The following is a 24,796-nucleotide window of genomic DNA, read 5'->3' as shown; positions in this document are numbered from 1 at the left end:
GTCGCCCCGGGGCCCGGACGGCGGGCTCAGGGACCGGGCCGCGGGCCGGTGGTGAAGGAGGCCATGCGCAGGCCAGGGGCGGGGGAGAAGTCCGCGCCGCGGACGAAGCCGAAGCGGGTGTAGAGGGTCACCGCGGGGGTGTTGGCCGCGCCCGTGGTGACCTCGACGCGCCGGCCGGGGAAAGCCTCGGCCAGGGCGTGGCGCAGCAGGCCCGAGGCGACGCCCCGGCGGAACCAGGCCGGGGCCACGCACAGCCGGTCGATCGCGACGCCGCCGTCCTCCGCCTCCTCCCACGCGAGGAAACCGGCGATCCCGCCCTCCTCCGGCACCGCGCCGAGCCAGTGCAGCGGCCGGGCCAGCATCTCCCCGAGGTCCTCGTGCAGGGCCGGGATCCCGTCGAAGCCGATGAGCTCCGCCTCGACCGCGTACGCGGCGCGCCCGATCCCGTGCACCGCGGCCGCGGCCCCCGGGTCGCTCGCGAGGTCGAGGGGGAGTATCCGGGGGCGGGACGGGTTCGGCATGCGGGCTTCCCTCCGGGGACGGGCGCGGGGCGGGGCGGCGGCGGGGCCCGCGGACGGGCGGCCCGGCCCACGCTACCCGCGGCGAACGGCGGTGCGCCGGTTAGGACGCCCCGCGGGCGGGTGAGGGATCTCGGAGTCGCCCGTTCACCCAGGGACCCGGAGGGCTCCGCCATGAAGTACACCGTCTCCGTCGAGATCGCCCTGCCGCGGGAGAGGACGGCCCAGCTGCTGGCCGACCCGGCCCAGCTGCCGAAGTGGCTGCGCGGCCTGGTGCTGCACGAACCGGTGAGCGGCGCGCACGGGCAGCTGGGCACCACCTCGCGGGTCGTGATGCAGATGGGGCGGCGTTCGTTCGAGTGCATCGAGACGATCACGCGCCGGGAACCGGCGGACCTGCACCGGATCCCGGAGGGCGGCGTCGTCCGCTTCGAGCGCGAGATCGTCGCCGAGGGCATGTGGAGCGCCGTGAGCGACCGGCTCACCGAGGCCGGTCCCGGGCGGACGCTGTGGGAGAACGAGAACGAGTACCGGTTCAGCAGCCTGCCGATGCGACTGGTGGGGCGGCTGATGCCCGGCTCCTTCCGCAAGCAGTCGCTGCGGCACATGCGCGACTTCAAGGCGTTCGCCGAGGAGGGCAAGGACGTCCGCGACGCGAAGGGCTGACCGGAGGACGGGCGGCGGACGGCGGCGCCGGCCCCCTTCCGCGCGGCCCGCCCCGGGAGAGGGGTTCCCCGCACCGGTCGGTAACCGTTTCGCGGCGCGGCCGGTCGGCTCGGTACGATTCATGCGCGCAGCGTTCGCTTGCGCGCCCCCTGAGTCAGGAGAGACCGGTGTCAGACGTCCGTGTGATCATCCAACGCGATTCCGAGCGGGACGAGCGCGTGGTGACCACGGGCACCACGGCGGCGGAGCTCTTCGCCGGCGAGCGCACCATCGTCGCCGCGCGCGTCGCGGGCGAGCTCAAGGACCTCTCGTACGCGGTGCAGGACGGCGAGACCGTCGAGCCCGTGGAGATCTCCTCCGAAGACGGCCTGAACATCCTGCGCCACTCGACCGCGCACGTCATGGCGCAGGCCGTGCAGGAGCTGTTCCCCGAGGCCAAGCTCGGCATCGGCCCGCCGGTCCGCGACGGCTTCTACTACGACTTCGACGTGGCCCGGCCCTTCACCCCGGAGGACCTGAAGGCCGTCGAGAAGAAGATGCAGGAGATCCAGAAGCGCGGCCAGCGCTTCGCCCGCCGCGTCGTCACCGACGAGGCGGCCCGCGAGGAGCTCGCCGACGAGCCGTACAAGCTCGAGCTCATCGGCATCAAGGGCTCCGCGTCCACCGACGACGGCGCGAACGTCGAGGTGGGCGGCGGCGAGCTGACCATCTACGACAACCTGGACGCCAAGACCGGCGAGCTGTGCTGGAAGGACCTCTGCCGCGGTCCCCACCTGCCCACCACCCGCAACATCCCGGCGTTCAAGCTCATGCGCAACGCCGCCGCCTACTGGCGCGGCAGCGAGAAGAACCCGATGCTCCAGCGCATCTACGGCACCGCGTGGCCGTCGAAGGAGGAGCTGAAGGCCCACCTCGACTTCCTCGCCGAGGCCGAGAAGCGCGACCACCGCAAGCTCGGCAACGAGCTGGACCTCTTCTCCGTCCCGGACGAGATCGGCTCCGGCCTCGCCGTCTTCCACCCGCGCGGCGGCATCATCCGCCGGGTCATGGAGGACTACTCGCGTCGCCGGCACGAGGAGGAGGGCTACGAGTTCGTCTACTCCCCGCACGCCACCAAGGGCGCCCTCTTCGAGAAGAGCGGGCACCTGGACTGGTACGCGGAGGGCATGTACCCCCCCATGCAGCTCGACGGTGGTACCGACTACTACCTCAAGCCCATGAACTGCCCGATGCACAACCTGATCTTCGACGCGCGCGGCCGCTCCTACCGCGAACTGCCGCTGCGCCTGTTCGAGTTCGGCACCGTGTACCGGTACGAGAAGTCCGGCGTCGTGCACGGCCTCACCCGGGCCCGCGGCTTCACCCAGGACGACGCGCACATCTACTGCACCCGTGAGCAGATGGCCGACGAGCTCGACCGCACCCTCACCTTCGTGCTGAACCTGCTGCGCGACTACGGCCTGACCGACTTCTACCTGGAGCTGTCCACCAAGGACCCGGAGAAGTTCGTCGGCTCGGACGAGGTCTGGGAGGAGGCCACCGCGGTCCTCCAGCAGGTCGCCGAGAAGCAGGGCCTCCCGCTGACCCCCGACCCGGGAGGCGCCGCCTTCTACGGTCCGAAGATCTCGGTGCAGGCGCGCGACGCCATCGGCCGCACCTGGCAGATGTCGACCGTGCAGCTCGACTTCAACCTGCCCGAGCGCTTCAACCTGGAGTACACCGCCCCGGACGGCTCCCGCCAGCGCCCGGTGATGATCCACCGCGCGCTGTTCGGCTCCATCGAGCGCTTCTTCGCCGTGCTGCTGGAGCACTACGCGGGCGCCATGCCGCCGTGGCTGGCCCCGGTCCAGGCCGTCGGCATCCCGATCGGCGACGGTCACGTGGAGTACCTCCAGGAGTTCGCCGCCGCCGCGAAGAAGCAGGGCCTGCGCGTGGAGGTGGACGCCTCCTCGGACCGCATGCAGAAGAAGATCCGCAACCACCAGAAGCTCAAGGTCCCGTTCATGATCATCGTCGGCGACGAGGACATGGCCGCGGGCACCGTCTCCTTCCGCTACCGCGACGGTTCGCAGGAGAACGGCATCCCCAAGGACGAGGCGCTCGCCAAGCTGGCGAAGGTCGTCGCGGACCGCGTCCAGGTCTGACCCGGCCATCAGGGCCCCCGGAAAGTGATCACTTTCCGGGGGCCTTCCTCGTCCGCTCGGACAAGGTCATATGCTGCATGCCATGACGACTGAGCCGGAGCAGCAGATCGGTGTGGGCACGCAGGACGCGTTCCAGCGTCTGTGGACGCCCCACCGGATGGCCTACATCCAGGGGGAGAACAAGCCGACCGGCCCGGAGGCCGGGGACGGCTGCCCCTTCTGCGGGATTCCGGAGATGTCCGACCAGGACGGCCTGGTCGTGGCGCGGGGCACGCACGTGTACGCCGTGCTGAACCTCTACCCGTACAACGGCGGCCACCTGATGGTCGTGCCGTACCGCCACGTCGCCGACTACACGGAGCTCGACTCCGCGGAGACGGCCGAGCTCGCCGACCTCACCAAGCGGGCCATGGTCGCGCTGCGCAAGGCCTCGGGCGCGCACGGGTTCAACATCGGGATGAACCAGGGCGCCGCCGCCGGCGCCGGCATCGCCGCCCACCTGCACCAGCACATCGTGCCGCGCTGGGGCGGGGACACGAACTTCATGCCGGTCGTCGGCCACACCAAGGTGCTGCCGCAACTCCTCGCGGACACGCGGCAGATGCTTGCCGACGCCTGGCCCCAGGGCTGACCTTCGGGGGCTACGCGGCGCCGTTCTCGCGCCGTGCCCGCAGCTCGGCCTCCACGTCGAACTCCTCGAGGTTCAGGGGAGGGCCCGGCGGGGGCATCCGCAGGGCCGCCCGGATCTTCTCGTTGACCTCGGTGAGCAGGGCCCGCGCCTCGCGTTCCGTGCGCGCCGCCGCGGCCGCCGCACGGGCGTCCTCGGCCTCCTTGCGCAGCGCGAGCGCCGCGGGCAGCACGGCGAAGCCCTCCCGGTGCATCTTGCCCCGGATCCACCACAGCTCGTCGTACGGGGCGTCCAGCGAGGCCATCGGCTTGCCGAAGCCCGGCAGCTCCGCGAAGTCGCCGCGTGCGGTGGCCTCTCTGATCTGCCGGTCCACGAAGGACTCGAAGTCGACGCCAGGCGGTTTGCGCTCGGTCACGGTCGCCTCCTCCAGCCGTCTCCTGGTCCCTCCACCCTAACCAGGGCGCTGCCTTCCCGGACGGGCCCGGACCGGTGCCGTCCGGGAAGGCAGGGGACACTCCCTAGGCGTCGTACACGTCGGCCTTGCGCGGCGCCGGCTCCTGGATGAGACCGCTCATGATCGAGGAGCGGTTGGTGAAGCGCTCGGTGTCCACGCCGTTCTCCTCCAGGACCTTGAAGGTCGCCGCGTGGATCGACCGCAGGACCGGGGCCACCGTGCGCAGGGCGTCGTCCGCCATGAAGCGGTGGCGCCACATCGAGCTCGCCCAGACGTGCCGCAGGCCGAAGGGCTCGGGCAGGACCAGCTTGCCGCCGAAGTACTCCAGGAGCGGCGGGTACCAGGTCAGCGGGGCCCGCACGGCCAGGCGCACCACCTCCTGGGCGTCCACCAGCGGCAGCGGCCGCTCCACGGTCTCCCAGAAGCGGATGCTCTTGGGCACCTCCACCACCGGCGCCTTGGACTTGGTGGTGAACAGCCCGTGCACGGGGCCGAGGGCGTGCGCGGTGACGTCCACGCGCAGGGTCTTGTAGAGCACGGTGACCGTGACCAGCATGTTGATGACCAACTGGCCGTCCCACAGCGGGTACTGGATGCCGAGGTAGTGCCGGTTCCCCGCGTTGAACTGCTGCTCGTTGCAGATCCGGGTGACCTCGTGCGGCTTGATCAGGAAGGCGTCGACGTTCTCGCCGGCGGGCCGGGCCACCTCGCCGGCGCCCTCGCCGACCGGGGTGACGATCCAGTGCTGGATCGCGGCCGGCGGGAAACCGCCGGTGTGCAGGGGGCCCCGCTCCAGCTTGCGCAGCTGGGCGTCGATCGCGCGCACGACGTCCCAGCTGCGGAACGGGTGGATCTCCGAGCCCTCGTCGCGGGGGGCGAGCTCCTCCGCCATCTGCCAGCTGCCCCAGCGGGTCCCCATGCCGAGGATGCCCTTGGGGCCGGCGTAGAAGACCTGGTTGCTGCGGTCCTCCGCGGTGAGCTTGGCGAGCTGGTGGCGCAGGTCCTCGCGGGCCTTCTCGTCGGGGTTGCCGGGCACGGCCTCCGGGATCTTGGCCGGCACGCCGTCGCCCGAGAGCAGGCCGTCCCAGCGGGCGCGCAGGTCCCGGGCGGTGGCCTCGCAGGTCCGGCGGGCCAGCAGCCAGCCCAGGGCGGGGGCGATGATCATGGCGCGCACGTACAGGCCGAGGAAGCCGGTGAGCGGCAGCCGGAACATCAGCACGGCCACCACGATCCCGACGCCGACCAGCAGCGCGGTGCCCAGCCAGGAGCCGCGGCCCTCCCGGGAGGCCAGGGACTTGCGCAGCTGGAACAGGCCCAGCCACAGCAGGAGGCCGGGCAGGAAGAGCACGCCGCAGACCAGCATGATCACCCGGAGCCTGCGGTCGCGCTCCTTGCGGATGCGGGAGGCGGACAGGCAGTGCTCCACAACCGTCTGGGGATCGGCCCCGAAGGACTGGATGAGCGGCTTGCGGCCCGCGCCCAGGGTGCGGGCCTCGACCGCCCGGCAGAAGGCCTCGCCGAGGCTGGGCTCGAAGAGGGAGATCCTCGGCGCCTTGACCGTGGCCGGGTGGTTCTCGCTGTTGGCCCCGAGTATCGCCTCGAGCTTGCTGTCCGCGCCGCCGTCGCGGTACGCGGCCGAGGCGAGGGCGTTGGTCGCCGCCGTCTGGCCCCCGCCGCCCTGCAGAGGAATCTGCGCGCCGGGCCTGAAGTCGAATCCGTCGTCCGCCACCGCTGTCCCCACCCCCATCGCCGTGCCTCCGTGCTCATTCGGTGCGCCGAAGAGCCTATCGGCGCATCTCGCCCCATGGTCATGGGACAGGGAAATGCCGCCCACCGCAAGCCGTTCGGGTGGGCGGCCGTTCCCGTGCCTCACAGCAACTAGGTTCCCTTCTGGGCCTGTTCACGCACCTTTTCCGCGATCTGGGGCGGCATCGGCTCGTGCCGGGCGTAGGACCTGGCGAACCGGCCCGTGCCGTGCGAGACGGAGCGCAGCTCCACGGCGTAGCGGCCGATCTCGATCTCGGGGATCTCGGCGCGGACCCGGGTGCGTCCGGAACCTGCCTGGTCGGTGCCGACGACCCGGCCCCGGCGGCCCGCGAGATCGCTCATCACGGGGCCGACGTACTCGTCGGGCACGAGGACGTCGAGCTCGGCCACCGGTTCGAGCAGGTCGATGCGGGCCTCCGCGGCGGCCTCGCGCAGAGCGAGGGCCCCGGCGGTCTGGAACGCGGCGTCGGAGGAGTCCACCGAGTGGGCCTTGCCGTCGAGGAGGGTGATCCGTACGTCGACCAGGGGATAGCCGGTGGCGAGCCCGCGGGCGGCCTGGCTGCGGACGCCCTTCTCCACCGAGGGGATGAACTGCCGGGGCACGGCGCCGCCGACGACCTTGTCCACGAACTCGATGCCGCTGCCCGGCGGGAGCGGCTCGACCTCGATCTCGCAGATGGCGAACTGGCCGTGCCCGCCGGACTGTTTGACGTGCCGGCCGCGTCCCGCCGCCCTGACCCCGAAGGTCTCGCGCAGGCTGACCTTGTGCGGAACGGGGTCGACCTGAACGCCGTAGCGGGTGCGCAGCCGCTCCAGGGCGACGTCCTGGTGGGCCTCGCCGAGGCTCCACAGCACGACCTGGTGGGTGTGCGGGTTCTGCTCCAGCCGCATCGTGGGGTCCTCGGCGACCAGCCGGGCCAGGCCCTGCGAGAGCTTGTCCTCGTCGGCCTTGCTGTGGGCCTCGATGGCGAGGGGCAGCAGGGGATCGGGCATGGTCCAGGGCTCCATCAGGAGCGGGTCCTCCTTGGCGGAGAGGGTGTCGCCCGTCTCCGCGCGGCCGAGCCGGGCCACACAGGCGAGGTCGCCCGCGATGCAGCGGGACAGGGCGCGCTGCTGTTTGCCGAACGGGGCCGTCAGCGTGCCGATGCGCTCGTCGACGTCGTGGTCCTCGTGCCCGCGGTCGGCCAGGCCGTGCCCGCTGACGTGGACGGTCGCCTCGGGGCTGAGGGTGCCGGAGAAGACGCGCACGAGGGAGACGCGCCCGACGTAGGGGTCCGAGGAGGTCTTGACGACCTCGGCGACGAGCGGACCGGCCGGATCGCAGGTGGCGTCCGGCCGGGGCGAGCCGTCGGGGCGGGTGACGGGGACGGGGGCGCGCTCCAGGGGGGTCGGGAAGCCGCCGGTGATCAGTTCGAGGAGTTCCACGGTGCCCAGGCCCTGACGCGCCCCCTCGGCGGCTGGGGCCGCCATCAGCACGGGGTGGAAGGTGCCGCGGGCGACGGCGCGCTCCAGGTCGTCGACGAGGGTCTCGAGGTCGATGTCCTCGCCGGCGAGGTAGCGGTCCATGAGGGTCTCGTCCTCGCTCTCGGCGATGATCCCCTCGATGAGGCGCGCGCGGGCCTCGGTGATCAGTGCGAGCTCGGACGGGTCGGGGTCGCGTTCGACGCGCTCGCCCGAGGCGTACTCGTAGACGCGCCGGGAGAGCAGGCCGAGCAGGCCGGTGACGGGGGCGTGGCCGTCCGGGCCGGCGGGGCCGTGCAGGGGCAGGTAGAGGGGGATGACCGCGTCGGGGTCGTCGGCGCCGAAGATCTCGCCGCAGACGGTGGTCATCTGCGCGTAGTCGGAGCGGGCCGCCTCCAGGTGCGTCACGACGATGGCGCGGGGCATCCCGACGGCCTCGCACTCGTCCCAGACCATGCGGGTCGCGCCGTCGATCCCGTCCGAGGCCGAGACGACGAAAAGGGCCGCGTCCGCGGCGCGCAGACCGGCCCTGAGTTCCCCGACGAAGTCGGCGTATCCGGGGGTGTCCAAGACGTTGATCTTGATCCCGTCCCATTCGACCGGGACGAGGGAGAGCTGGATGGAGCGTTGTCGGCGGTGTTCTATCTCGTTGTAGTCGGAGACGGTGGCACCGTCCTCGACCCGCCCGGCCCGGTTGACCGCGCCCGCGGTCAGGGCCAGGGCTTCGACCAGGGTGGTCTTGCCGGATCCGCTGTGGCCGACCAGCACGACGTTCCGTAGGGACGAGGGGCGGTCGGCCGTCAGTGCCCTCCCGGCGGCTCCGGCGTGGTGTGATGTGGCTCCCATGATGATCGTGCCTCCCGGTGGTGACGGTGAGGAGGATGGGTTCCCTGTGATGGCGTGATCGGCGGTGCGATCGACGGGCTGATCGGTTCCCCGGCGGCGACGGGGACGTGCTGCTCCGCGGTCCTTCGAGCTTTGCACCGGTGTCACACCGCGTCCATACGTCGTTCCGGTCACGGCCCCCGCGGCTCCCTCGCGGACCCCCCGCCGCTCCCTCGGGGACCCCCCGCCGCGCACCCCCTCGGCGGACTCCGCCCGCGCGCCCCGGCCGCCGTCCGTGCCGCGAAGAGCGTCCCGGCCGCGCGAACCGGCGGGTGCGCGGCGCCCGGGCGGCGGCGTGCTGGCTACGATGGGCCAGCCGGTGGCCGTGGTGGCCGTGCGGCCCAGCGACCCTCCGGGAAGGCCATGCTGAACAAGTACGCGCGTGCATTCTTCACGCGTGTTCTCACGCCATTCGCCGCATTTCTGCTCCGGCGGGGGGTGAGCCCGGACGCGGTCACCCTGATCGGCACGGCCGGAGTGGTGGCGGGCGCGCTGGTCTTCTTCCCCCGCGGCGAGTTCTTCTGGGGCACCATCACCATCACCCTCTTCGTCTTCTCCGACCTCGTCGACGGGAACATGGCCCGCCAGGCCGGCCTGTCCAGCCGCTGGGGCGCCTTCCTCGACTCCACCCTGGACCGGGTGGCGGACGCGGCGATCTTCGGCGGCCTCGCGCTCTGGTACGCGGGCACCGGCAGCGACAACGCCCTCTGCGCGGTCGCGATCTTCTGCCTGGCCAGCGGCCAGGTGGTCTCCTACACCAAGGCGCGCGGCGAGTCGATCGGACTCCCCGTCGCCGTCAACGGGCTCGTCGAGCGCGCCGAGCGCCTCGTGATCACACTGGTCGCGGCCGGCCTGTCCGGCCTGCAGACCTTCGGCGTCCCGTCCTGGATCGGCGTCCTGCTGCCGATCGCCCTGTGGGCCGTCGCCGCCGGCTCGCTCGTCACGCTGATCCAGCGCGTGGTCACCGTACGGCGCGAAGCGGCCGAGGCCGACGCCGCTGCCGCGTCCGAAGGGGGAGCGGCCTGATGGGTGCCGCACAGGACAAGCTGGTCGACGCCCTGTACGGGCTCGGCTGGGCCGGGGTCAAGAAGCTGCCCGAGCCGGCCGCCGTGGCCCTCGGCCGCCGCATCGCCGACTTCGCGTGGAAGCGCCGCGGCAAGAGCGTGCTCCGGCTGGAGTCGAACCTGGCCCGGGTGGTGCCCGACGCCGGGCCGGAGCGGCTGCGCGAGCTCTCCCGGGCCGGCATGCGCTCGTACATGCGGTACTGGATGGAGTCCTTCCGGCTGCCGACCATGGCCACGGACCGGTTCGGCACGGACGTCGAGTTCAAGGACGAGCACATCCTGCGCGAGGCGCTCGCCTCCGGGCGCGGCGTCGTCGTGGCCCTCCCGCACCTGGCCAACTGGGACCTCGCCGGCGCCTGGGCCATCGGCCACGTCGGGGTGCCGTTCACCACGGTCGCCGAGCGGCTCAAGCCCGAGAGCCTCTACGACCGCTTCGTCGCCTACCGCGAGAGCCTGGGCATGGAGGTCCTCCCGCACAGCGGCGGCGCCGCCTTCGGCACCCTGGCCCGGCGCCTGCGCTCCGGCGGCCTGGTCTGCCTGGTCGCGGACCGGGACCTGTCCGCCTCGGGCGTCGAGGTGGACTTCTTCGGCTCCACCGCCCGGATGCCCGCCGGGCCGGCGCTGCTCGCGCAGCAGACCGGCGCGGTCCTGCTCCCCGCCACCCTGTCCTACGGCGAGACGCCGAAGATGTACGGCCGGATCCACCCCGAGGTGGAGGTCCCGAAGACCGGGACCCGGGCCGAGAAGACCACCGCCATGACCCAGCAGGTGGCGGACGCCTTCGCCTGGGGCATCGCCGAGCACCCGGAGGACTGGCACATGCTCCAGCGCCTCTGGCTGGACGACCTGGAGGAGCGCACGGACGCGGGGGAGCGGACACAGTGAAGATCGGCATCGTCTGCCCGTACTCGTGGGACGTGCCGGGCGGCGTCCAGTTCCACATCCGGGACCTGGCCGAGCACCTGATCGGCCTCGGCCACGAGGTCTCCGTCCTGGCCCCGGCCGACGACGAGACCCCGCTGCCGCCGTACGTGGTGTCCGCCGGTCGGGCCGTGCCCGTCCCGTACAACGGCTCGGTGGCCCGGCTGAACTTCGGCTTCCTGTCGGCGGCCCGGGTCCGGCGCTGGCTGCACGACGGCACCTTCGACGTCATCCACATCCACGAGCCCGCCTCGCCCTCACTGGGACTGCTGTCCTGCTGGGCGGCCCAGGGGCCGATCGTGGCCACCTTCCACACCTCGAACCCGCGCTCCCGGGCGATGATCGCCGCGTACCCGATCCTCCAGCCCGCGCTGGAGAAGATCAGCGCCCGCATCGCGGTGAGCGAGTACGCGCGGCGGACGCTGGTGGAGCACCTTGGCGGGGACGCCGTGGTGATCCCGAACGGCGTGGACGTGGACTTCTTCGCCAAGGCCGAGGCCAACCCCGAGTGGTCCGGGCAGACCCTCGGCTTCATCGGCCGCATCGACGAACCGCGCAAGGGCCTGCCCGTGCTGATGGCCGCCTTCCCGAAGATCGTGGAGGCCTGTCCGGACGTACGGCTGCTCGTCGCGGGCCGCGGCGACGAGGTGGAGGCGGTGGCCTCGCTGCCCGCCGAGCTGCGCTCGCGGGTGGAGTTCCTCGGCATGGTCTCGGACGAGGACAAGGCCCGGCTGCTGCGCAGCGTGGACGTGTACGTCGCCCCCAACACCGGCGGCGAGAGCTTCGGCATCATCCTGGTCGAGGCCCTCTCGGCGGGCGCGGCCGTGCTCGCCTCGGACCTGGACGCCTTCGCGCAGGTCCTGGACCAGGGCGGCGCCGGAGACCTCTTCGCCAACGAGAACGCGGACGCCCTCGCGGCGGGCGCCATCGCCCTGCTGCGCGACCCGGACCGGCGGGCGGGGCTCAGCGAGCGGGGCTCGGCCCACGTGCGCCGCTTCGACTGGTCCACGGTCGGCGCGGACATCCTGGCGGTCTACGAGACGGTCACGGACGGCGCGGCGGCGGTCGGCGCGGACGAACGCATCCCCCTCCGCACCCGTCTGGGCTTCTCGAAGGACTCGTCACCCTCCTGACGGCGCGGGGTCAGCCGGCGCCGGCCGTCCGGTACGGCCGCCCGTCGGGGCCGACGGTCAGCTCGTGGACCGCCCCGCCGGCCGTGGTCATGCGCACCCGGTCGCCCGCCGCCCAGACGGCTTCGGCGAGCCCGCTCTCCTGCGCGTCACCGTTGAAGCAGCGTGCCAGCCAGCTGCGTTCCAGGAGCCGGCCCCCGTCGTGGATGTACACGCACCGGACGGGGTCGAGATAGCCCGGGACGGACACCACGACGAGCCGCCGGTCCGCCCGGCCGGGGGCGGCTGCCTCCGTGTCCACCCGGGGCTCCGGGCCGTCGGTCACCGCCGCGAGGAAGCCTGCGAGCAGCAGCGCCGGCACGCCGAAGACGAGCACCAGGCCGGCCAGCGGCACCCGCAGCGGGGACTTCGGCGGCCCGAGCAGGACGGCCCCGGTCAGCGCGGCCAGGGCCAGCCAGGCCAGCGGGACGAGGTGCCCGTCCAGCCGGCGCAGCAGCACCAGTCCGCCGTCGTCGGCCGCCTCCACGGCGGCCACGACGGTGCAGCCGAGCGCGACGGCCGTCGCCAGCAGCAGGTAGGCCGACGGCCTGCGGAAGCGTGTGAAGTCCATGGTCCCCCCGAACGATGCGGACCACGCAGCCTAAGCGGGCCGACCGGCCGGGGGCCAGGCCCGATGGGGGCCCGCGGACGCCGGAGCGGTAGGGTCGCGCAGCGTGATCGAAACCCTTGTGTGGGTCGCCCTGGCCCTCGCCGTCATCGGCGTCTACCTCAGCTGGACCGCCGGCCGCCTGGACCGGCTGCACTCCCGGATGGACGCCGCGCGGGCCGCGCTCGATGCCCAGCTCGTCCGGCGGGCCTCCGTGGTGGTGGAGGTGGCCACCTCGGGGGCGCTGGACCCGGCCTCCTCGCTGGTGCTGTACGAGGCCGCGCACGCCGCCCGGCAGGCCGAGGAGGACCACCGCGAGGTCGCCGAGAGCGAGCTGAGCCAGGCACTGCGGGCCGTCTTCGCCGACGCCGACCAGGTGGAGGTGCTGAAGGCGGCCCCGGGCGGGGCGCAGGCCACCGAGGAGCTGGCGGAGGCCGTGCGCCGCGTGCCCATGGCCCGCCGCTTCCACAACGACGCCGTACGGGCCGCCCGCGCCCTGCGCCGCCACCGCAAGGTGCGCTGGTTCCGGCTGGCCGGGCACGCGCCCTTCCCGCTGGCCTTCGAGATGGACGACGAGCCCCCGGCCGACCTGGCCGAACGGCCCGCCTGAGCCGTGTCGCCGGGGCCCGGGCGGGGCGCGCGGCTCCGTTGGCGGGTGGGTCCATAGGGCCGCGAGGGACAAAAGAAGGGGCCACAGGCTCCACATTGGCCCTTGTAGTGGACTGATCGGTTCGGGTTTCCTCGGCCCTGTAGTACCCGTCTTCCCTTCGAGTGAGGTCAATCCGTGAGCACGCTTCCCACCTCCCCCCAGTCCGCCGAGTCGGCGATCGGCACCTCCCGCGTCAAGCGCGGCATGGCCGAGCAGCTCAAGGGCGGCGTGATCATGGACGTCGTCAACGCCGAGCAGGCGAAGATCGCCGAGGACGCCGGCGCCGTGGCCGTCATGGCCCTGGAGCGGGTCCCCGCCGACATCCGCAAGGACGGCGGCGTCGCGCGCATGTCCGACCCCAACATGATCGAAGAGATCATCGAGGCCGTGTCCATCCCCGTGATGGCCAAGTCCCGCATCGGCCACTTCGTCGAGGCCCAGGTGCTCCAGTCCCTCGGCGTCGACTACATCGACGAGTCCGAGGTCCTGACCCCGGCCGACGAGGTCAACCACTCCGACAAGTGGGCCTTCACCACCCCCTTCGTCTGTGGTGCCACCAACCTGGGCGAGGCCCTGCGCCGCATCGCCGAGGGCGCGGCCATGATCCGCTCCAAGGGCGAGGCCGGCACCGGCAACGTCGTCGAGGCCGTCCGCCACCTGCGCCAGATCAAGAACGAGATCGCCAAGCTGCGCGGCTTCGACAACAACGAGCTGTACGCCGCCGCCAAGGAGCTGCGCGCCCCGTACGAGCTCGTTAAGGAGGTCGCCGAGCTCGGCAAGCTCCCGGTCGTGCTGTTCTCCGCCGGTGGCGTCGCCACCCCGGCCGACGCCGCCCTGATGCGCCAGCTCGGCGCCGAGGGCGTCTTCGTCGGCTCCGGCATCTTCAAGTCGGGCGACCCGGCCAAGCGCGCCGCCGCCATCGTGAAGGCCACCACCTTCTTCGACGACCCGAAGATCATCGCGGACGCCTCCCGCAACCTGGGCGAGGCCATGGTCGGCATCAACTGCGACACCCTGCCCGAGGCCGAGCGCTACGCCAACCGCGGCTGGTAGTCCCGACATGACGAACACCCTCCCCCTGCCTTCGGCGGGGGCGCCCCCAGTGATCGGTGTCCTGGCCCTCCAGGGCGACGTCCGGGAGCACCTGATCGCCCTGGCCGCGGCGGACGCCGTGGCCAGGCCGGTCCGGCGCCCCGAGGAGCTCGCCGAGGTGGACGCCCTGGTGATCCCCGGCGGCGAGTCCACCACCATGTCCAAGCTCGCCGTGCTCTTCGGCATGCTGGAGCCGCTGCGCGAGCGCGTGGCCGCCGGCATGCCCGTGTACGGCACCTGCGCCGGCATGATCATGCTGGCGGACAAGCTCCTGGACGGCCGTGAGGACCAGGAGACCCTGGGCGGAATCGACATGATCGTGCGCCGCAACGCCTTCGGGCGCCAGAACGAGTCCTTCGAGGCGAAGGTCGACTTCGCGGGCATCGAGGGCGGCCCGGTCGAGGGCGTCTTCATCCGCGCCCCGTGGGTCGAGTCGGTCGGCGGCGCCGCCGAGGTCCTCGCGACCTACGACGGCCACACGGTCGCCGTGCGCCAGGGCAACGTGCTGGCGACCTCGTTCCACCCCGAACTGACCGGCGACGACCGCGTCCACGCGTACTTCGTCGAGATGGTGCGCGCGGGTCTGTGACGAGCTCCCGGTAGGATCGGGACCGAACACTGTTGGTTACGCGAAGGAGACAGGCGGATGTCCGGCCACTCTAAATGGGCTACGACGAAGCACAAGAAGGCCGTGATCGATGCCAAGCGCGGCAAGCTCTTCGCGAAGCTGATCAAGAACATCGAGGTCGCGGCCCGTATGGGCGGTGCCGACATCGACGGCAACCCGACGCTCTTCGACGCCGTTCAGAAGGCCAAGAAGCAGTCGGTCCCGAACAAGAACATCGACTCCGCGGTCAAGCGCGGCGGCGGCCTCGAGGCCGGCGGCGCCGACTACGAGACGATCATGTACGAGGGCTACGGCCCCAACGGTGTCGCGGTGCTCATCGAGTGCCTCACCGACAACCGCAACCGTGCCGCCTCCGACGTCCGCGTCGCCATGACCCGCAACGGCGGCTCCATGGCCGACCCGGGATCGGTCTCGTACCTGTTCAACCGCAAGGGCGTCATCATCCTGCCCAAGGCCGAGCTTTCCGAGGACGACGTCCTCGGCGCGGTGCTGGAGGCCGGTGCCGAAGAGGTCAACGACAACGGCGACACCTTCGAGATCATCAGCGAGGCCACCGACCTGGTCGCGGTCCGCACCGCCCTCCAGGAGGCCGGGATCGACTACGACTCGGCCGACTCCTCCTTCGTCCCGACCATGCAGGTCGAGCTCGACGAAGAGGGCGCCCGCAAGATCTTCAAGCTGATCGACGCCCTCGAGGACAGCGACGACGTGCAGAACGTCTTCGCCAACTTCGACGTCTCCGACGAGGTCATGGAGAAGGTCGACGCGTAACGCTGCCGCGAGCCGAGCGGAACCGGCGGGCCGACGGGACACACCCCGTCGGCCCGCCGTCGCATTGTCGGTGCGGGCGGATAGCCTGACGGCGTCAACCAGGTGTGCGCCCGTTCTCGGACTGCAGCCATCCATTGAGCAGCCACGACGGTGCTCGGCCACCTCCGCGGGAGCGGCGGCGGTCCAGCCGCAGAAGGGGGCGCGGTGCGCGTACTGGGCGTGGACCCGGGGCTCACCCGGTGCGGTGTCGGTGTCGTCGAAGGCGTCGCCGGCCGCCCGCTGACCATGCTCGGGGTGGGGGTCGTACGGACGCCGCACGAGGCCGACCTGGGCGACCGGCTGGTCGCCGTCGAGCGGGGCATCGAGGAGTGGCTCGACACGCACCGGCCCGAGGTCGTCGCCGTGGAGCGGGTCTTCAGCCAGCACAACGTCAGCACCGTGATGGGCACCGCCCAGGCGAGCGCCGTCGCGATGCTCTGCGCCGCCCGGCGCGGCATACCGGTCGCCCTCCACACCCCCAGCGAGGTCAAGGCGGCCGTCACCGGCAGCGGGCGCGCCGACAAGGCCCAGGTGGGCGCCATGGTCACCCGGCTGCTCCGGCTCGCCGCCCCGCCCAGGCCCGCCGACGCCGCCGACGCCCTCGCCCTCGCCATCTGCCACATCTGGCGGGCCCCCGCCCAGAACCGCCTCCAGCAGGCGGTCGCCCAGCACGCTCCGAAAGGCCGTACCCGATGATCGCCTTCGTCAGCGGCGTGGTCGCCGCGCTCACCCCCACGCTCGCCGTGATCGAGGTCGGGGGAGTGGGCATGGCCGTCCAGTGCACGCCGAACACCATCGCCGGCCTGCGCGTGGGCGAGCCGGGCCGGCTGGCGACCTCCCTGGTGGTGCGGGAGGACTCGCTCACCCTCTACGGCTTCGCCGACGACGACGAGCGCCAGGTCTTCGAGCTGCTCCAGACCGCGAGCGGCGTCGGGCCGCGGGTGGCGCAGGCCATGCTCGGCGTGCACACCCCGGACGCCCTGCGGGTCGCCTTCGCCGCCGGGGACGCGAAGGCGCTGACGGCGGTGCCCGGCATCGGCCCGAAGGGCGCGCAGAAGCTGCTGCTGGAGCTCAAGGGCAAGCTGGGCGCCCCCGCCCCGGTCGTGGGCGCGCAGCGTGCGGTGGCCTCGGGGCCCGCGCCCTGGACCGAGCAGCTCACGGCCGCCCTGATCGGCCTCGGCTACGCCTCCCGGGAGGCGGAGGAGGCCGTGGTGACGGTGACCCCGCAGGCGGAGGCCGCCATCGCCTCCGGCGGCTCGGCCCCCGTGCCCCAGCTGCTGCGGGCGGCCCTCCAGTCCCTGAACCGCGCCCGCTGACCGTTCCGCCGCGGCGCGGGCCGCTGCGCGCCCGGTGCGCCCCGGACGCCGCGCGGGCCGGCACCGCCGCGCGGCGGCCCGCGCGCAGCCACGGACCCCGCACCGACCACCGCACCGACGCAGAAGGCAGACTGACACCGTGAACTGGGACGACGAGACCGACACCACCGAGCCGGACCGGCTGGTGGCCGCGGCGGCCGACGGGGAGGACACCGCCGTCGAGGCGGCGCTGCGCCCGAAGGACCTCGGGGAGTTCGTCGGCCAGGAGAAGGTGCGCCAGCAGCTCGACCTGGTCCTGAAGGCTGCCAAGCAGCGCGGGGCCACCGCCGACCACGTCCTGCTGTCCGGCGCCCCGGGCCTCGGCAAGACCACTCTGTCCATGATCATCGCCGCGGAGATGGGGGCGCCCATCCGCATCACCTCCGGCCCCGCCATCCAGCACGCGGGCGATCTCGCCGCGATCCTCTCCTCCCTCCAGGAGGGCGAGGTGCTCTTCCTCGACGAGATCCACCGCATGTCGCGGCCCGCCGAGGAGATGCTCTACATGGCCATGGAGGACTTCCGCGTCGACGTGATCGTCGGCAAGGGGCCCGGGGCCACCGCCATCCCCCTGGAGCTGCCGCCCTTCACCCTGGTCGGGGCCACCACCCGGGCCGGCCTGCTGCCCCCGCCGCTGCGCGACCGCTTCGGCTTCACCGGCCACATGGAGTTCTACGCCCCCGAGGAGCTGGAACGCGTCGTCCACCGCTCCGCCCGCCTGCTCGACGTGGAGATCGACGCCGCCGGCGCGGCCGAGATCGCCGGACGCTCCCGCGGCACCCCGCGCATCGCCAACCGGCTGCTGCGCCGGGTCCGCGACTACGCCCAGGTGAGGGCCGATGGGGTGATCAACCGGGACGTGGCCGCCACCGCCCTCCAGGTGTACGAGGTGGACGCGCGCGGGCTCGACCGGCTGGACCGGGCCGTGCTGGAAGCCCTGCTCAAGCTGTTCGGGGGCGGCCCCGTGGGGCTGTCCACCCTCGCCGTGGCGGTCGGGGAGGAGCGGGAGACCGTGGAGGAGGTCGCGGAGCCCTTCCTCGTCCGCGAGGGACTCCTCGCGCGGACCCCGCGCGGGCGGGTGGCGACCCCCGCCGCATGGGCTCACCTGGGACTTGTCCCCCCGCAGCAGGCCGGGAACGGATCAAGTGGACAACAGGGCCTGTTCGGGGCCTGACGGCGCGGAGGTTGGCACCGTCGGGAACGCCGGTGGGATGCTGGGCGTTGTTCCATCGGTGCGGACTCGCCTAGACTCCGCCGATGCCGACCCTTCGGGTCGGTGTGCCCACCCCCGTAGAAAAGGCCGCCGTCCGCGCGCGGTCGTGCGAAGGATTTCCGTCCCGTGAATCTCGTGACACTCCTCCCGTTCATCGTGCTCATCGGGGCGATGTTCCTGATGACCCGCTCCGCGAAGAAGAAGCAGCAGCAGGCCGCGCAGATGCGCGACCAGATGACGCCCGGCACCGGGGTCCGCACCATCGGCGGCATGTACGCCACGGTGAAGGAGATCGGTGACGACACCGTCACCCTGGAGGTGGCTCCGGGCGTCCACGCGATCTACGCGAAGAACGCCATCGGTGCCGTCCTGGAGGACGCGGAGTACAACCGCATCGTCCACGGCATCGACGACGTGACGACCGACACGCCCGTCGTCCCGGACGACGCCTCCTCCCTCACCAAGGACGAGGACGAGGCGCCGAAGCTGGACCTGGGCAAGAAGGACGAGCCCAAGGGTGAGGACAAGCCCGAGGACGGCAAGACCGACGGCGAGGCCGGCGCGAAGTAGCGCGCGGCCGGGGACCGTGCGGGCGCCCGACCGGCGCCCGGCGCGGTTGCCGTCAGTGACACTTCTGCGGGGGGCAGGGGTCCCCACCACACATTTCGTGGCCGTCCGCGCGCTGACCCGGCGCGGGGCGGTTGGACAGGGAGAAACGACAAGGTGGCAGCACCGAAGAAGGGCCGGCGGCCCACGGGGGCTCAGGGGAGGCCGGGGCGCGCCCTGGCGATCATCCTGATCGCGATGGTGGCGCTGACCGCGGGGATGTTCCTCTCCAAGCAGACGGTTCCCCGGCTGGGCATCGACCTCGCCGGCGGCACGAGCATCACGCTCAAGGCCAAGAGCGAACCGGGCAAAGAGAACGCCGTCAACGAGACCAACATGAACACGGCCGTCGGGATCATCGAGCGCCGTGTCAACGGTCTCGGCGTCTCCGAGGCCGAGGTCCAGACGCAGGGCCGCGACCACATCATCGTCAACATCCCCAAGGGGATGAACGAGAAGCAGGCGCGCGAGCAGGTCGGCACCACCGCCCAGCTCTACTTCCGCCCGGTCATCGCGTTCGCGGATGGCGCCCCCGCCGCTCCCGAGGGCACCCAGAGCCCGAGCCCCTCCGCGAGCGGCTCCGGTGCTCCCAAGGCCCAGGACGGGAACAAGAACAGCCCGTCCGCCACCCCGTCGTCCAGCGCCACTTCCCAGGGCCGCGCGCTCAGCGAGGGCCTCAAGGCCCCGAACGCGCCCACTCCCTCGCCCTCGGTGAGCGAGTCGAAGAAGGCAGACGACAACGCGGCCCCCTCGCCCTCCGCGAGCGCCCCCGCGCCCGACCCGGCCGCCGCCGACCTCCAGGCCAAGTTCGCCGCGCTCGACTGCACGAACGAGGCCCAGCGGGCCAACGTCGGCAAGGGCGTCAAGCCCACCGACCCGACGCTCGCCTGCGGCCAGCGCGGTGAGCAGTGGGGCAAGTGGATCCTCGGACCCGCCGCGGTCGAGGGCAAGGACGTGAAGAGCGCCAAGGGCGAGATCGACCCGCAGTCGGGTCAGTGGATCGTCACGATGAACTTCAACGACCACGGCGCCGACGCCTTCGCGAAGGTCACCGGCGAGCTGGCGGCCAAGCAGATGCCGCAGAACCAGTTCGCGATCGTCCTCGACGGCGACGTCATCTCCGACCCGTCCGTCAGCACCGCGATCACCGGCGGCAACGCGCAGATCTCCGGCGGCTTCACCCAGCAGTCCGCCCAGGACCTGGGCAACATGCTCTCCTACGGCGCCCTGCCCCTGTCCTTCCAGGAGGACAGCGTCACCACCGTCACCGCCGCCCTCGGCGGCGAGCAGCTGCGGGCCGGCCTGATCGCCGGTGCGATCGGTCTGCTCCTCGTGGTGATCTACCTGCTGGTCTACTACCGCGGCCTGGCCTTCATCGCGATCGTCAGCCTCCTGGTCTCCGCGATCCTGACCTACACGATCATGGCGCTGCTCGGCAAGGGCATCGGCTTCGCGCTGAACCTGCCGGCCGTCTGCGGTGCGATCGTGGCCATCGGCATCACCGCGGACTCGTTCATCGTGTACTTCGAACGCATCCGCGACGAGATCCGCGAGGGCCGCACCCTGCGTCCCGCCGTCGAGCGCGCCTGGCCGCGTGCCCGCCGCACGATCCTGGTCTCCGACTTCGTGTCCTTCCTCGCCGCCGCGGTGCTCTTCATCGTCACCGTCGGCAAGGTGCAGGGCTTCGCCTTCACGCTGGGTCTGACCACCCTCCTCGACGTGGTCGTGGTGTTCCTCTTCACCAAGCCGATCATGACCCTGCTGGCGCGTACGAAGTTCTTCTCCAGCGGTCACCCGTGGTCCGGGCTGGACCCGAAGCGGCTGGGCGCCAAGCCCCCGCTGCGCAGCTCCCGTCGTACCGCGGCCGCACCCGCCCCCGTCGAAGCAAAGGAGGCGTGAGAGATGTCGAAGCTGGGAGATCTCGGCGCCAAGCTGTACCGCGGTGAGGTCGGCTACGACTTCGTCGGCAAGCGCTTTCTCTGGTACGGCGTTTCCATCCTGATCACCATCACGGCGATCGTGGCGGTGGCCGTCCAGGGCCTCAACATGGGCATCGAGTTCAAGGGCGGAGCCGTCTTCACCACCCCGAAGACGACCGCCTCGGTGGCCAAGGTCACGGAGGCCGCGGAAGAGGCCTCCGGGCACGACGCGATCGTCCAGGAGCTCGGCACCGGCGGCATGCGCATCCAGATCTCCGGTCTGGACACCGACGCCGCGGCCGACGTGAAGAAGGAACTGGCCACCGACCTCAAGGTGACCGAGGCCGACATCAACGCCGACCTGGTCGGCCCCAGCTGGGGCGAGCAGATCGCGAACAAGGCCTGGACCGGCCTCGGCGTCTTCATGGTCCTCGTGGTGATCTACCTCGCCATCGCCTTCGAATGGCGCATGGCCGTCGCCGCGCTGATCGCCCTGATCCACGACCTCACCATCACCGTCGGCGTGTACGCGCTGGTCGGCTTCGAGGTCACCCCGGGCACCGTGATCGGTCTGCTGACCATCCTCGGTTACTCCCTCTACGACACCGTCGTCGTCTTCGACGGTCTGAAGGAGGGCTCGAAGGACATCACCAAGCAGACCCGCTTCACCTTCAGCGAGATCGCCAACCGCAGCATCAACGGCACCCTGGTCCGCTCGATCAACACCACGGTCGTCGCGCTGCTCCCGGTCGCGGCCCTGCTGTTCATCGGCGGCGGCTTCCTGGGCGCCGGCATGCTGAACGACATCTCGCTGTCGCTGTTCGTCGGCCTCGCGGCCGGTGCGTACTCCTCGATCTTCATCGCGACCCCGCTGGTCGTGGACCTCAAGGAGCGCGAGCCGGCGATGAAGGCGCTCAAGAAGCGGGTCCTCGCCAAGCGCGCGGCGGCCGCCAAGGGCGACTCCGCGGACGCGGCCACGGATTCCGCGGCCGAACCGCAGGTCGTCTCGGGCCGTCCGGGGCGGCGGCGTTGACCGGGCAGCTGTCCGACGGCGTACGGGACCTGCTGGTCAGCCGGATCAAGGACGTCGCGGACTACCCGAAGCCCGGGGTGATGTTCAAGGACATCACGCCGCTGCTCGCCGACCCCGAGGCGTTCGCCGCCCTGACCGGCGCGCTCGTGGAGCTGGCCGGACGGTACGGCGCGACGAAGATCGTCGGACTGGAGGCCCGCGGGTTCATCCTCGCGGCCCCGGTCGCCGTGCAGGCCGGGATCGGCTTCGTGCCGGTCCGCAAGGCCGGGAAGCTGCCGGGCGCGACCCTCGCGCAGTCGTACGAGCTGGAGTACGGCACGGCGGAGATCGAGGTGCACGCCGAGGACCTGTCCGCCGGTGACCGGGTCATGGTCATCGACGACGTCCTGGCCACCGGCGGCACCGCGGAGGCCTCCCTCTCGCTGATCCGGCGCGCGGGCGCCGAGGTGGCGGGCGTGGCGGTCCTCATGGAGCTGTCGTTCCTGCCGGGCCGGGCCAAGCTGGTCACCTCCCTGGCGGGGGCCCCGCTCGACGCGCTGATCGTGGTCTGACCGCGTTCCCCGACACGGGGCGGCGGGCATCCGGGGACTCCCCGGGTGCCCGCCGCTCGCGTGTACGGGCCGTAGCGCAACCTCGGCGAACGAGGTGGCGCAACCCTCGCTACGATGGGTTGTCCGGACCGGACACGGGCACCGGACCCTCCCCCTGATTCCGTCCGGGGGGACCCCCGTGAGGAGCGCTCTTGCCAGACGAGGTCCAGCCCATCTCCGCCGCGCAGCCCGACCCGCAGGCCGAGCCGGCCACGGCGGCCCCCGCGACGCCCCCTCCGGCACCGCCGGTGAAGCCCGCGCCGCTCAAGCCCGCGCAGGCGAAGTCGGCCGCTTCCTCCAACCGGGTGCGCGCCCGCCTCGCGCGGCTCGGCGTACAGCGCTCGAACCCGTACAACCCGGTGCTGGAGCCGCTGCTCCGGATAGTCCGCAGCAACGACCCGAAGATCGAGACGGCGACGCTGCGCCAGCTGGAGCAGGCCTACCAGGTGGCCGAGCGCTGGCACCGGGGCCAGAAGCGCAAGAGCGGCGACCCGTACATCACCCACCCGCTCGCGGTGACCACGATCCTCGCCGAGCTCGGGATGGACCCGGCCACCCTCATGGCCGGCCTGCTGCACGACACCGTCGAGGACACCGACTACGGCCTGGAGGACCTGCGGCGCGACTTCGGCGACGCCGTGACCCTCCTGGTGGACGGTGTCACCAAGCTCGACCGGGTGAAGTTCGGCGAGGCCGCCCAGGCCGAGACGGTCCGCAAGATGGTCGTGGCGATGGCCAAGGACCCCCGGGTCCTCGTCATCAAGCTCGCCGACCGCCTGCACAACATGCGCACCATGCGCTACCTCAAGCGGGAGAAGCAGGAGAAGAAGGCCCGCGAGACCCTGGAGATCTACGCCCCGCTGGCCCACCGGCTGGGCATGAACACGATCAAGTGGGAGCTCGAGGACCTCTCCTTCGCGATCCTCTACCCCAAGATGTACGACGAGATCGTGCGCCTGGTCGCCGAGCGGGCGCCCAAGCGGGACGAGTACCTCGCCGTCGTCACCGACGAGGTGCAGACCGACCTGCGGGCCGCCCGGATCAAGGCCACCGTCACCGGCCGCCCGAAGCACTACTACAGCGTCTACCAGAAGATGATCGTCCGCGGCCGTGACTTCGCGGAGATCTACGACCTGGTGGGCATCCGTGTCCTCGTCGACACCGTCCGGGACTGCTACGCGGCCCTGGGCACGGTCCACGCGCGGTGGAACCCGGTCCCGGGCCGGTTCAAGGACTACATCGCGATGCCCAAGTTCAACATGTACCAGTCGCTCCACACGACGGTCATCGGACCCAGCGGCAAGCCCGTCGAGCTGCAGATCCGCACCTTCGACATGCACCGCCGCGCCGAGTACGGCATCGCCGCGCACTGGAAGTACAAGCAGCAGACCGTCGCCGGCACCTCCAAGGTCCGCACCGACGTCCCCCAGGCCGCCAAGGGCAGCGCCGGCCAGGACACCGTCAACGACATGGCCTGGCTGCGCCAGCTGCTGGACTGGCAGAAGGAGACCGAGGACCCGGGGGAGTTCCTCGACTCGCTGCGTTTCGACCTCTCCCGCAACGAGGTCTTCGTCTTCACCCCCAAGGGCGATGTCATCGCCCTGCCCGCCGGCGCCACCCCCGTGGACTTCGCGTACGCCGTCCACACGGAGGTCGGCCACCGGACCATAGGCGCACGCGTCAACGGCCGTCTCGTCCCGCTGGAGTCGAACCTCGACAACGGCGACCTCGTCGAGGTGTTCACCTCCAAGGCGGAGGGGGCCGGTCCGTCGCGCGACTGGCTGGGCTTCGTCAAGTCGCCCCGGGCCCGCAACAAGATCCGCGCCTGGTTCTCGAAGGAACGCCGCGACGAGGCCATCGAGCACGGCAAGGACGCCATCGCGCGGGCCATGCGCAAGCAGAACCTGCCGATCCAGCGGATCCTCACCGGGGACTCGCTCGTCACCCTCGCGCACGAGATGCGCTACCCGGACATCTCCTCCCTGTACGCCGCCATCGGCGAGGGCCACGTGGCCGCGCAGGGCGTCGTACAGAAGCTGGTGGCGGCCCTCGGCGGCGAGGAGGCGGCCAACGAGGACATCGAGGAATCGATCCCTCCGGCGCGCGCCCGCAGCAAGCGCCGCAGCAACGCCGACCCCGGCGTGGTCGTCAAGGGCGTCGACGACGTGTGGGTCAAGCTGGCCCGCTGCTGCACCCCGGTGCCCGGCGACCCGATCATCGGGTTCGTCACGCGGGGCAGCGGGGTGTCGGTCCACCGCGCGGACTGCGTCAACGTCGACTCGCTCTCCCAGCAGCCCGAACGGATGCTGGAGGTCGAATGGGCGCCCACCCAGTCCTCCGTCTTCCTGGTCGCCATCCAGGTCGAGGCGCTGGACCGGTCCCGGCTCCTGTCGGACGTCACCCGGGTCCTCTCGGACCAGCACGTCAACATCCTCTCGGCGGCCGTGCAGACCTCCCGCGACCGGGTGGCCACCTCCCGGTTCACCTTCGAGATGGGCGACCCCAAGCACCTCGGCCACGTCCTGAAGGCCGTACGGGGTGTGGAGGGCGTGTACGACGTCTACCGTGTGACCTCTGCAAGGAGACCCTGACCGCTGCTCCGCCGCCGCCCCGGGGG

At 71.8% G+C, this 24,796-nt stretch carries 23 protein-coding genes; 18 read left to right on the top strand and 5 right to left on the bottom strand.

From position 1 onward, the window contains the following. Positions 1-26 precede the first annotated feature (26 nt). Positions 27-521: a GNAT family N-acetyltransferase gene (locus ACPU2J_RS06850; RefSeq protein ID WP_420082486.1), complete on the bottom strand. Its 495-nt coding sequence runs from the start codon at positions 519-521 to the stop codon at positions 27-29. Between the two features lie 171 nt (positions 522-692). On the opposite strand from ACPU2J_RS06850, the gene ACPU2J_RS06845 reads away from it, so the two are divergent. The 3 genes from ACPU2J_RS06845 to ACPU2J_RS06835 all read left to right on the top strand — a co-directional run bounded on the left by ACPU2J_RS06845 (position 693) and on the right by ACPU2J_RS06835 (position 3,959). Next, on the top strand, positions 693-1,184 hold the full coding sequence (locus ACPU2J_RS06845; RefSeq protein ID WP_423832955.1) for an SRPBCC family protein: 492 nt from the start codon (positions 693-695) through the stop codon (positions 1,182-1,184). A gap of 167 nt (positions 1,185-1,351) precedes the next feature. After that, positions 1,352-3,328, top strand: a complete 1,977-nt coding sequence (gene thrS, locus ACPU2J_RS06840) for a threonine--tRNA ligase (RefSeq protein WP_361601480.1) — start codon at positions 1,352-1,354, stop codon at positions 3,326-3,328. Between the two features lie 70 nt (positions 3,329-3,398). Then, on the top strand, positions 3,399-3,959 hold the full coding sequence (locus ACPU2J_RS06835) for an HIT family protein (RefSeq protein ID WP_420081353.1): 561 nt from the start codon (positions 3,399-3,401) through the stop codon (positions 3,957-3,959). 10 nt (positions 3,960-3,969) lie between these two features. On the opposite strand, the gene ACPU2J_RS06830 is transcribed toward ACPU2J_RS06835, so the two are convergent. The 3 genes from ACPU2J_RS06830 to ACPU2J_RS06820 form a co-directional block, all read right to left on the bottom strand. Then, on the bottom strand, positions 3,970-4,371 hold the full coding sequence (locus ACPU2J_RS06830) for a DUF1992 domain-containing protein (RefSeq protein ID WP_420081354.1): 402 nt from the start codon (positions 4,369-4,371) through the stop codon (positions 3,970-3,972). 103 nt (positions 4,372-4,474) lie between these two features. Continuing rightward, positions 4,475-6,139, bottom strand: coding sequence for a hypothetical protein (locus ACPU2J_RS06825; protein ID WP_420082487.1), 1,665 nt, complete (start codon positions 6,137-6,139; stop codon positions 4,475-4,477). A 149-nt stretch (positions 6,140-6,288) separates the two neighbouring features. Beyond that, positions 6,289-8,484 (bottom strand): elongation factor G-like protein EF-G2, encoded by a 2,196-nt coding sequence (locus ACPU2J_RS06820; RefSeq protein WP_423832954.1) that lies wholly within the window; start codon positions 8,482-8,484, stop codon positions 6,289-6,291. 402 nt (positions 8,485-8,886) lie between these two features. Between ACPU2J_RS06820 and pgsA the strand changes: the two genes are divergently transcribed. The 3 genes from pgsA to ACPU2J_RS06805 are packed head-to-tail and all read left to right on the top strand — an operon-like array spanning position 8,887 to position 11,641. After that, the gene (pgsA, locus tag ACPU2J_RS06815) at positions 8,887-9,549 is read left to right on the top strand and encodes a phosphatidylinositol phosphate synthase (RefSeq protein WP_361601492.1); all 663 of its coding nucleotides are present in this window, start codon (positions 8,887-8,889) and stop codon (positions 9,547-9,549) included. After that, positions 9,549-10,472, top strand: a complete 924-nt coding sequence (locus ACPU2J_RS06810) for a phosphatidylinositol mannoside acyltransferase (RefSeq protein ID WP_361601495.1) — start codon at positions 9,549-9,551, stop codon at positions 10,470-10,472. Before pgsA ends, ACPU2J_RS06810 begins: the two co-directional genes overlap by 1 nt. Further along, a complete protein-coding gene (locus ACPU2J_RS06805) occupies positions 10,469-11,641 on the top strand; it encodes a glycosyltransferase family 4 protein (protein WP_391346256.1) in 1,173 nt (390 codons plus the stop codon). The genes ACPU2J_RS06810 and ACPU2J_RS06805 overlap by 4 nt, the downstream gene beginning before the upstream one ends. A gap of 10 nt (positions 11,642-11,651) precedes the next feature. Here ACPU2J_RS06805 and ACPU2J_RS06800 read toward each other — a convergent pair whose 3' ends face one another. Further along, a complete protein-coding gene (locus tag ACPU2J_RS06800) occupies positions 11,652-12,248 on the bottom strand; it encodes a hypothetical protein (protein WP_423832953.1) in 597 nt (198 codons plus the stop codon). A gap of 103 nt (positions 12,249-12,351) precedes the next feature. Here ACPU2J_RS06800 and ACPU2J_RS06795 point away from each other — a divergent pair, with 103 nt between their 5' ends. From ACPU2J_RS06795 to ACPU2J_RS06740, 12 genes are all read left to right on the top strand, one after another. Next, positions 12,352-12,894, top strand: coding sequence for a hypothetical protein (locus ACPU2J_RS06795; protein ID WP_361601510.1), 543 nt, complete (start codon positions 12,352-12,354; stop codon positions 12,892-12,894). A 174-nt stretch (positions 12,895-13,068) separates the two neighbouring features. Continuing rightward, entirely contained in the window at positions 13,069-13,986 is a 918-nt protein-coding gene (gene pdxS / locus ACPU2J_RS06790; RefSeq protein ID WP_030656154.1) for a pyridoxal 5'-phosphate synthase lyase subunit PdxS, read from the top strand. Positions 13,987-13,993: 7 nt separating this feature from the next. Next, positions 13,994-14,614 (top strand): pyridoxal 5'-phosphate synthase glutaminase subunit PdxT, encoded by a 621-nt coding sequence (gene pdxT, locus ACPU2J_RS06785; protein WP_423832952.1) that lies wholly within the window; start codon positions 13,994-13,996, stop codon positions 14,612-14,614. 57 nt (positions 14,615-14,671) lie between these two features. Beyond that, on the top strand, positions 14,672-15,424 hold the full coding sequence (locus ACPU2J_RS06780) for a YebC/PmpR family DNA-binding transcriptional regulator (RefSeq protein WP_030656159.1): 753 nt from the start codon (positions 14,672-14,674) through the stop codon (positions 15,422-15,424). A gap of 204 nt (positions 15,425-15,628) precedes the next feature. Further along, positions 15,629-16,159 carry a crossover junction endodeoxyribonuclease RuvC gene (ruvC, locus tag ACPU2J_RS06775; RefSeq protein ID WP_423832951.1) on the top strand — a complete coding sequence of 177 codons (531 nt, stop codon included), beginning with the start codon at positions 15,629-15,631 and terminating at the stop codon, positions 16,157-16,159. After that, positions 16,156-16,779 (top strand): Holliday junction branch migration protein RuvA, encoded by a 624-nt coding sequence (ruvA, locus tag ACPU2J_RS06770; protein WP_420081360.1) that lies wholly within the window; start codon positions 16,156-16,158, stop codon positions 16,777-16,779. The genes ruvC and ruvA overlap by 4 nt, the downstream gene beginning before the upstream one ends. Positions 16,780-16,918: 139 nt before the next feature. Next, the gene (gene ruvB, locus ACPU2J_RS06765) at positions 16,919-17,992 is read left to right on the top strand and encodes a Holliday junction branch migration DNA helicase RuvB (RefSeq protein WP_361593656.1); all 1,074 of its coding nucleotides are present in this window, start codon (positions 16,919-16,921) and stop codon (positions 17,990-17,992) included. Positions 17,993-18,157: 165 nt separating this feature from the next. Continuing rightward, positions 18,158-18,601, top strand: coding sequence for a preprotein translocase subunit YajC (yajC, locus tag ACPU2J_RS06760; protein ID WP_361593658.1), 444 nt, complete (start codon positions 18,158-18,160; stop codon positions 18,599-18,601). Between the two features lie 153 nt (positions 18,602-18,754). Continuing rightward, the gene (gene secD / locus ACPU2J_RS06755) at positions 18,755-20,536 is read left to right on the top strand and encodes a protein translocase subunit SecD (RefSeq protein ID WP_399820834.1); all 1,782 of its coding nucleotides are present in this window, start codon (positions 18,755-18,757) and stop codon (positions 20,534-20,536) included. Positions 20,537-20,539: 3 nt separating this feature from the next. Next, positions 20,540-21,589: a protein translocase subunit SecF gene (secF, locus tag ACPU2J_RS06750; protein WP_365136481.1), complete on the top strand. Its 1,050-nt coding sequence runs from the start codon at positions 20,540-20,542 to the stop codon at positions 21,587-21,589. Continuing rightward, the gene (locus ACPU2J_RS06745) at positions 21,586-22,140 is read left to right on the top strand and encodes an adenine phosphoribosyltransferase (RefSeq protein WP_420081361.1); all 555 of its coding nucleotides are present in this window, start codon (positions 21,586-21,588) and stop codon (positions 22,138-22,140) included. The genes secF and ACPU2J_RS06745 overlap by 4 nt, the downstream gene beginning before the upstream one ends. 191 nt (positions 22,141-22,331) lie before the next feature. Further along, a complete protein-coding gene (locus ACPU2J_RS06740) occupies positions 22,332-24,770 on the top strand; it encodes a RelA/SpoT family protein (protein WP_399820840.1) in 2,439 nt (812 codons plus the stop codon). Positions 24,771-24,796 lie beyond the last annotated feature (26 nt).

The sequence above is a fragment of the Streptomyces manipurensis genome, assembly GCF_049570255.1.
In the GTDB taxonomy this organism is placed as follows: Bacteria; Actinomycetota; Actinomycetes; order Streptomycetales; family Streptomycetaceae; genus Streptomyces; species Streptomyces manipurensis.
The sequence above is the reverse complement of the archived record's forward strand: the minus strand, read 5'-3'. Positions and strand labels throughout refer to the sequence as shown.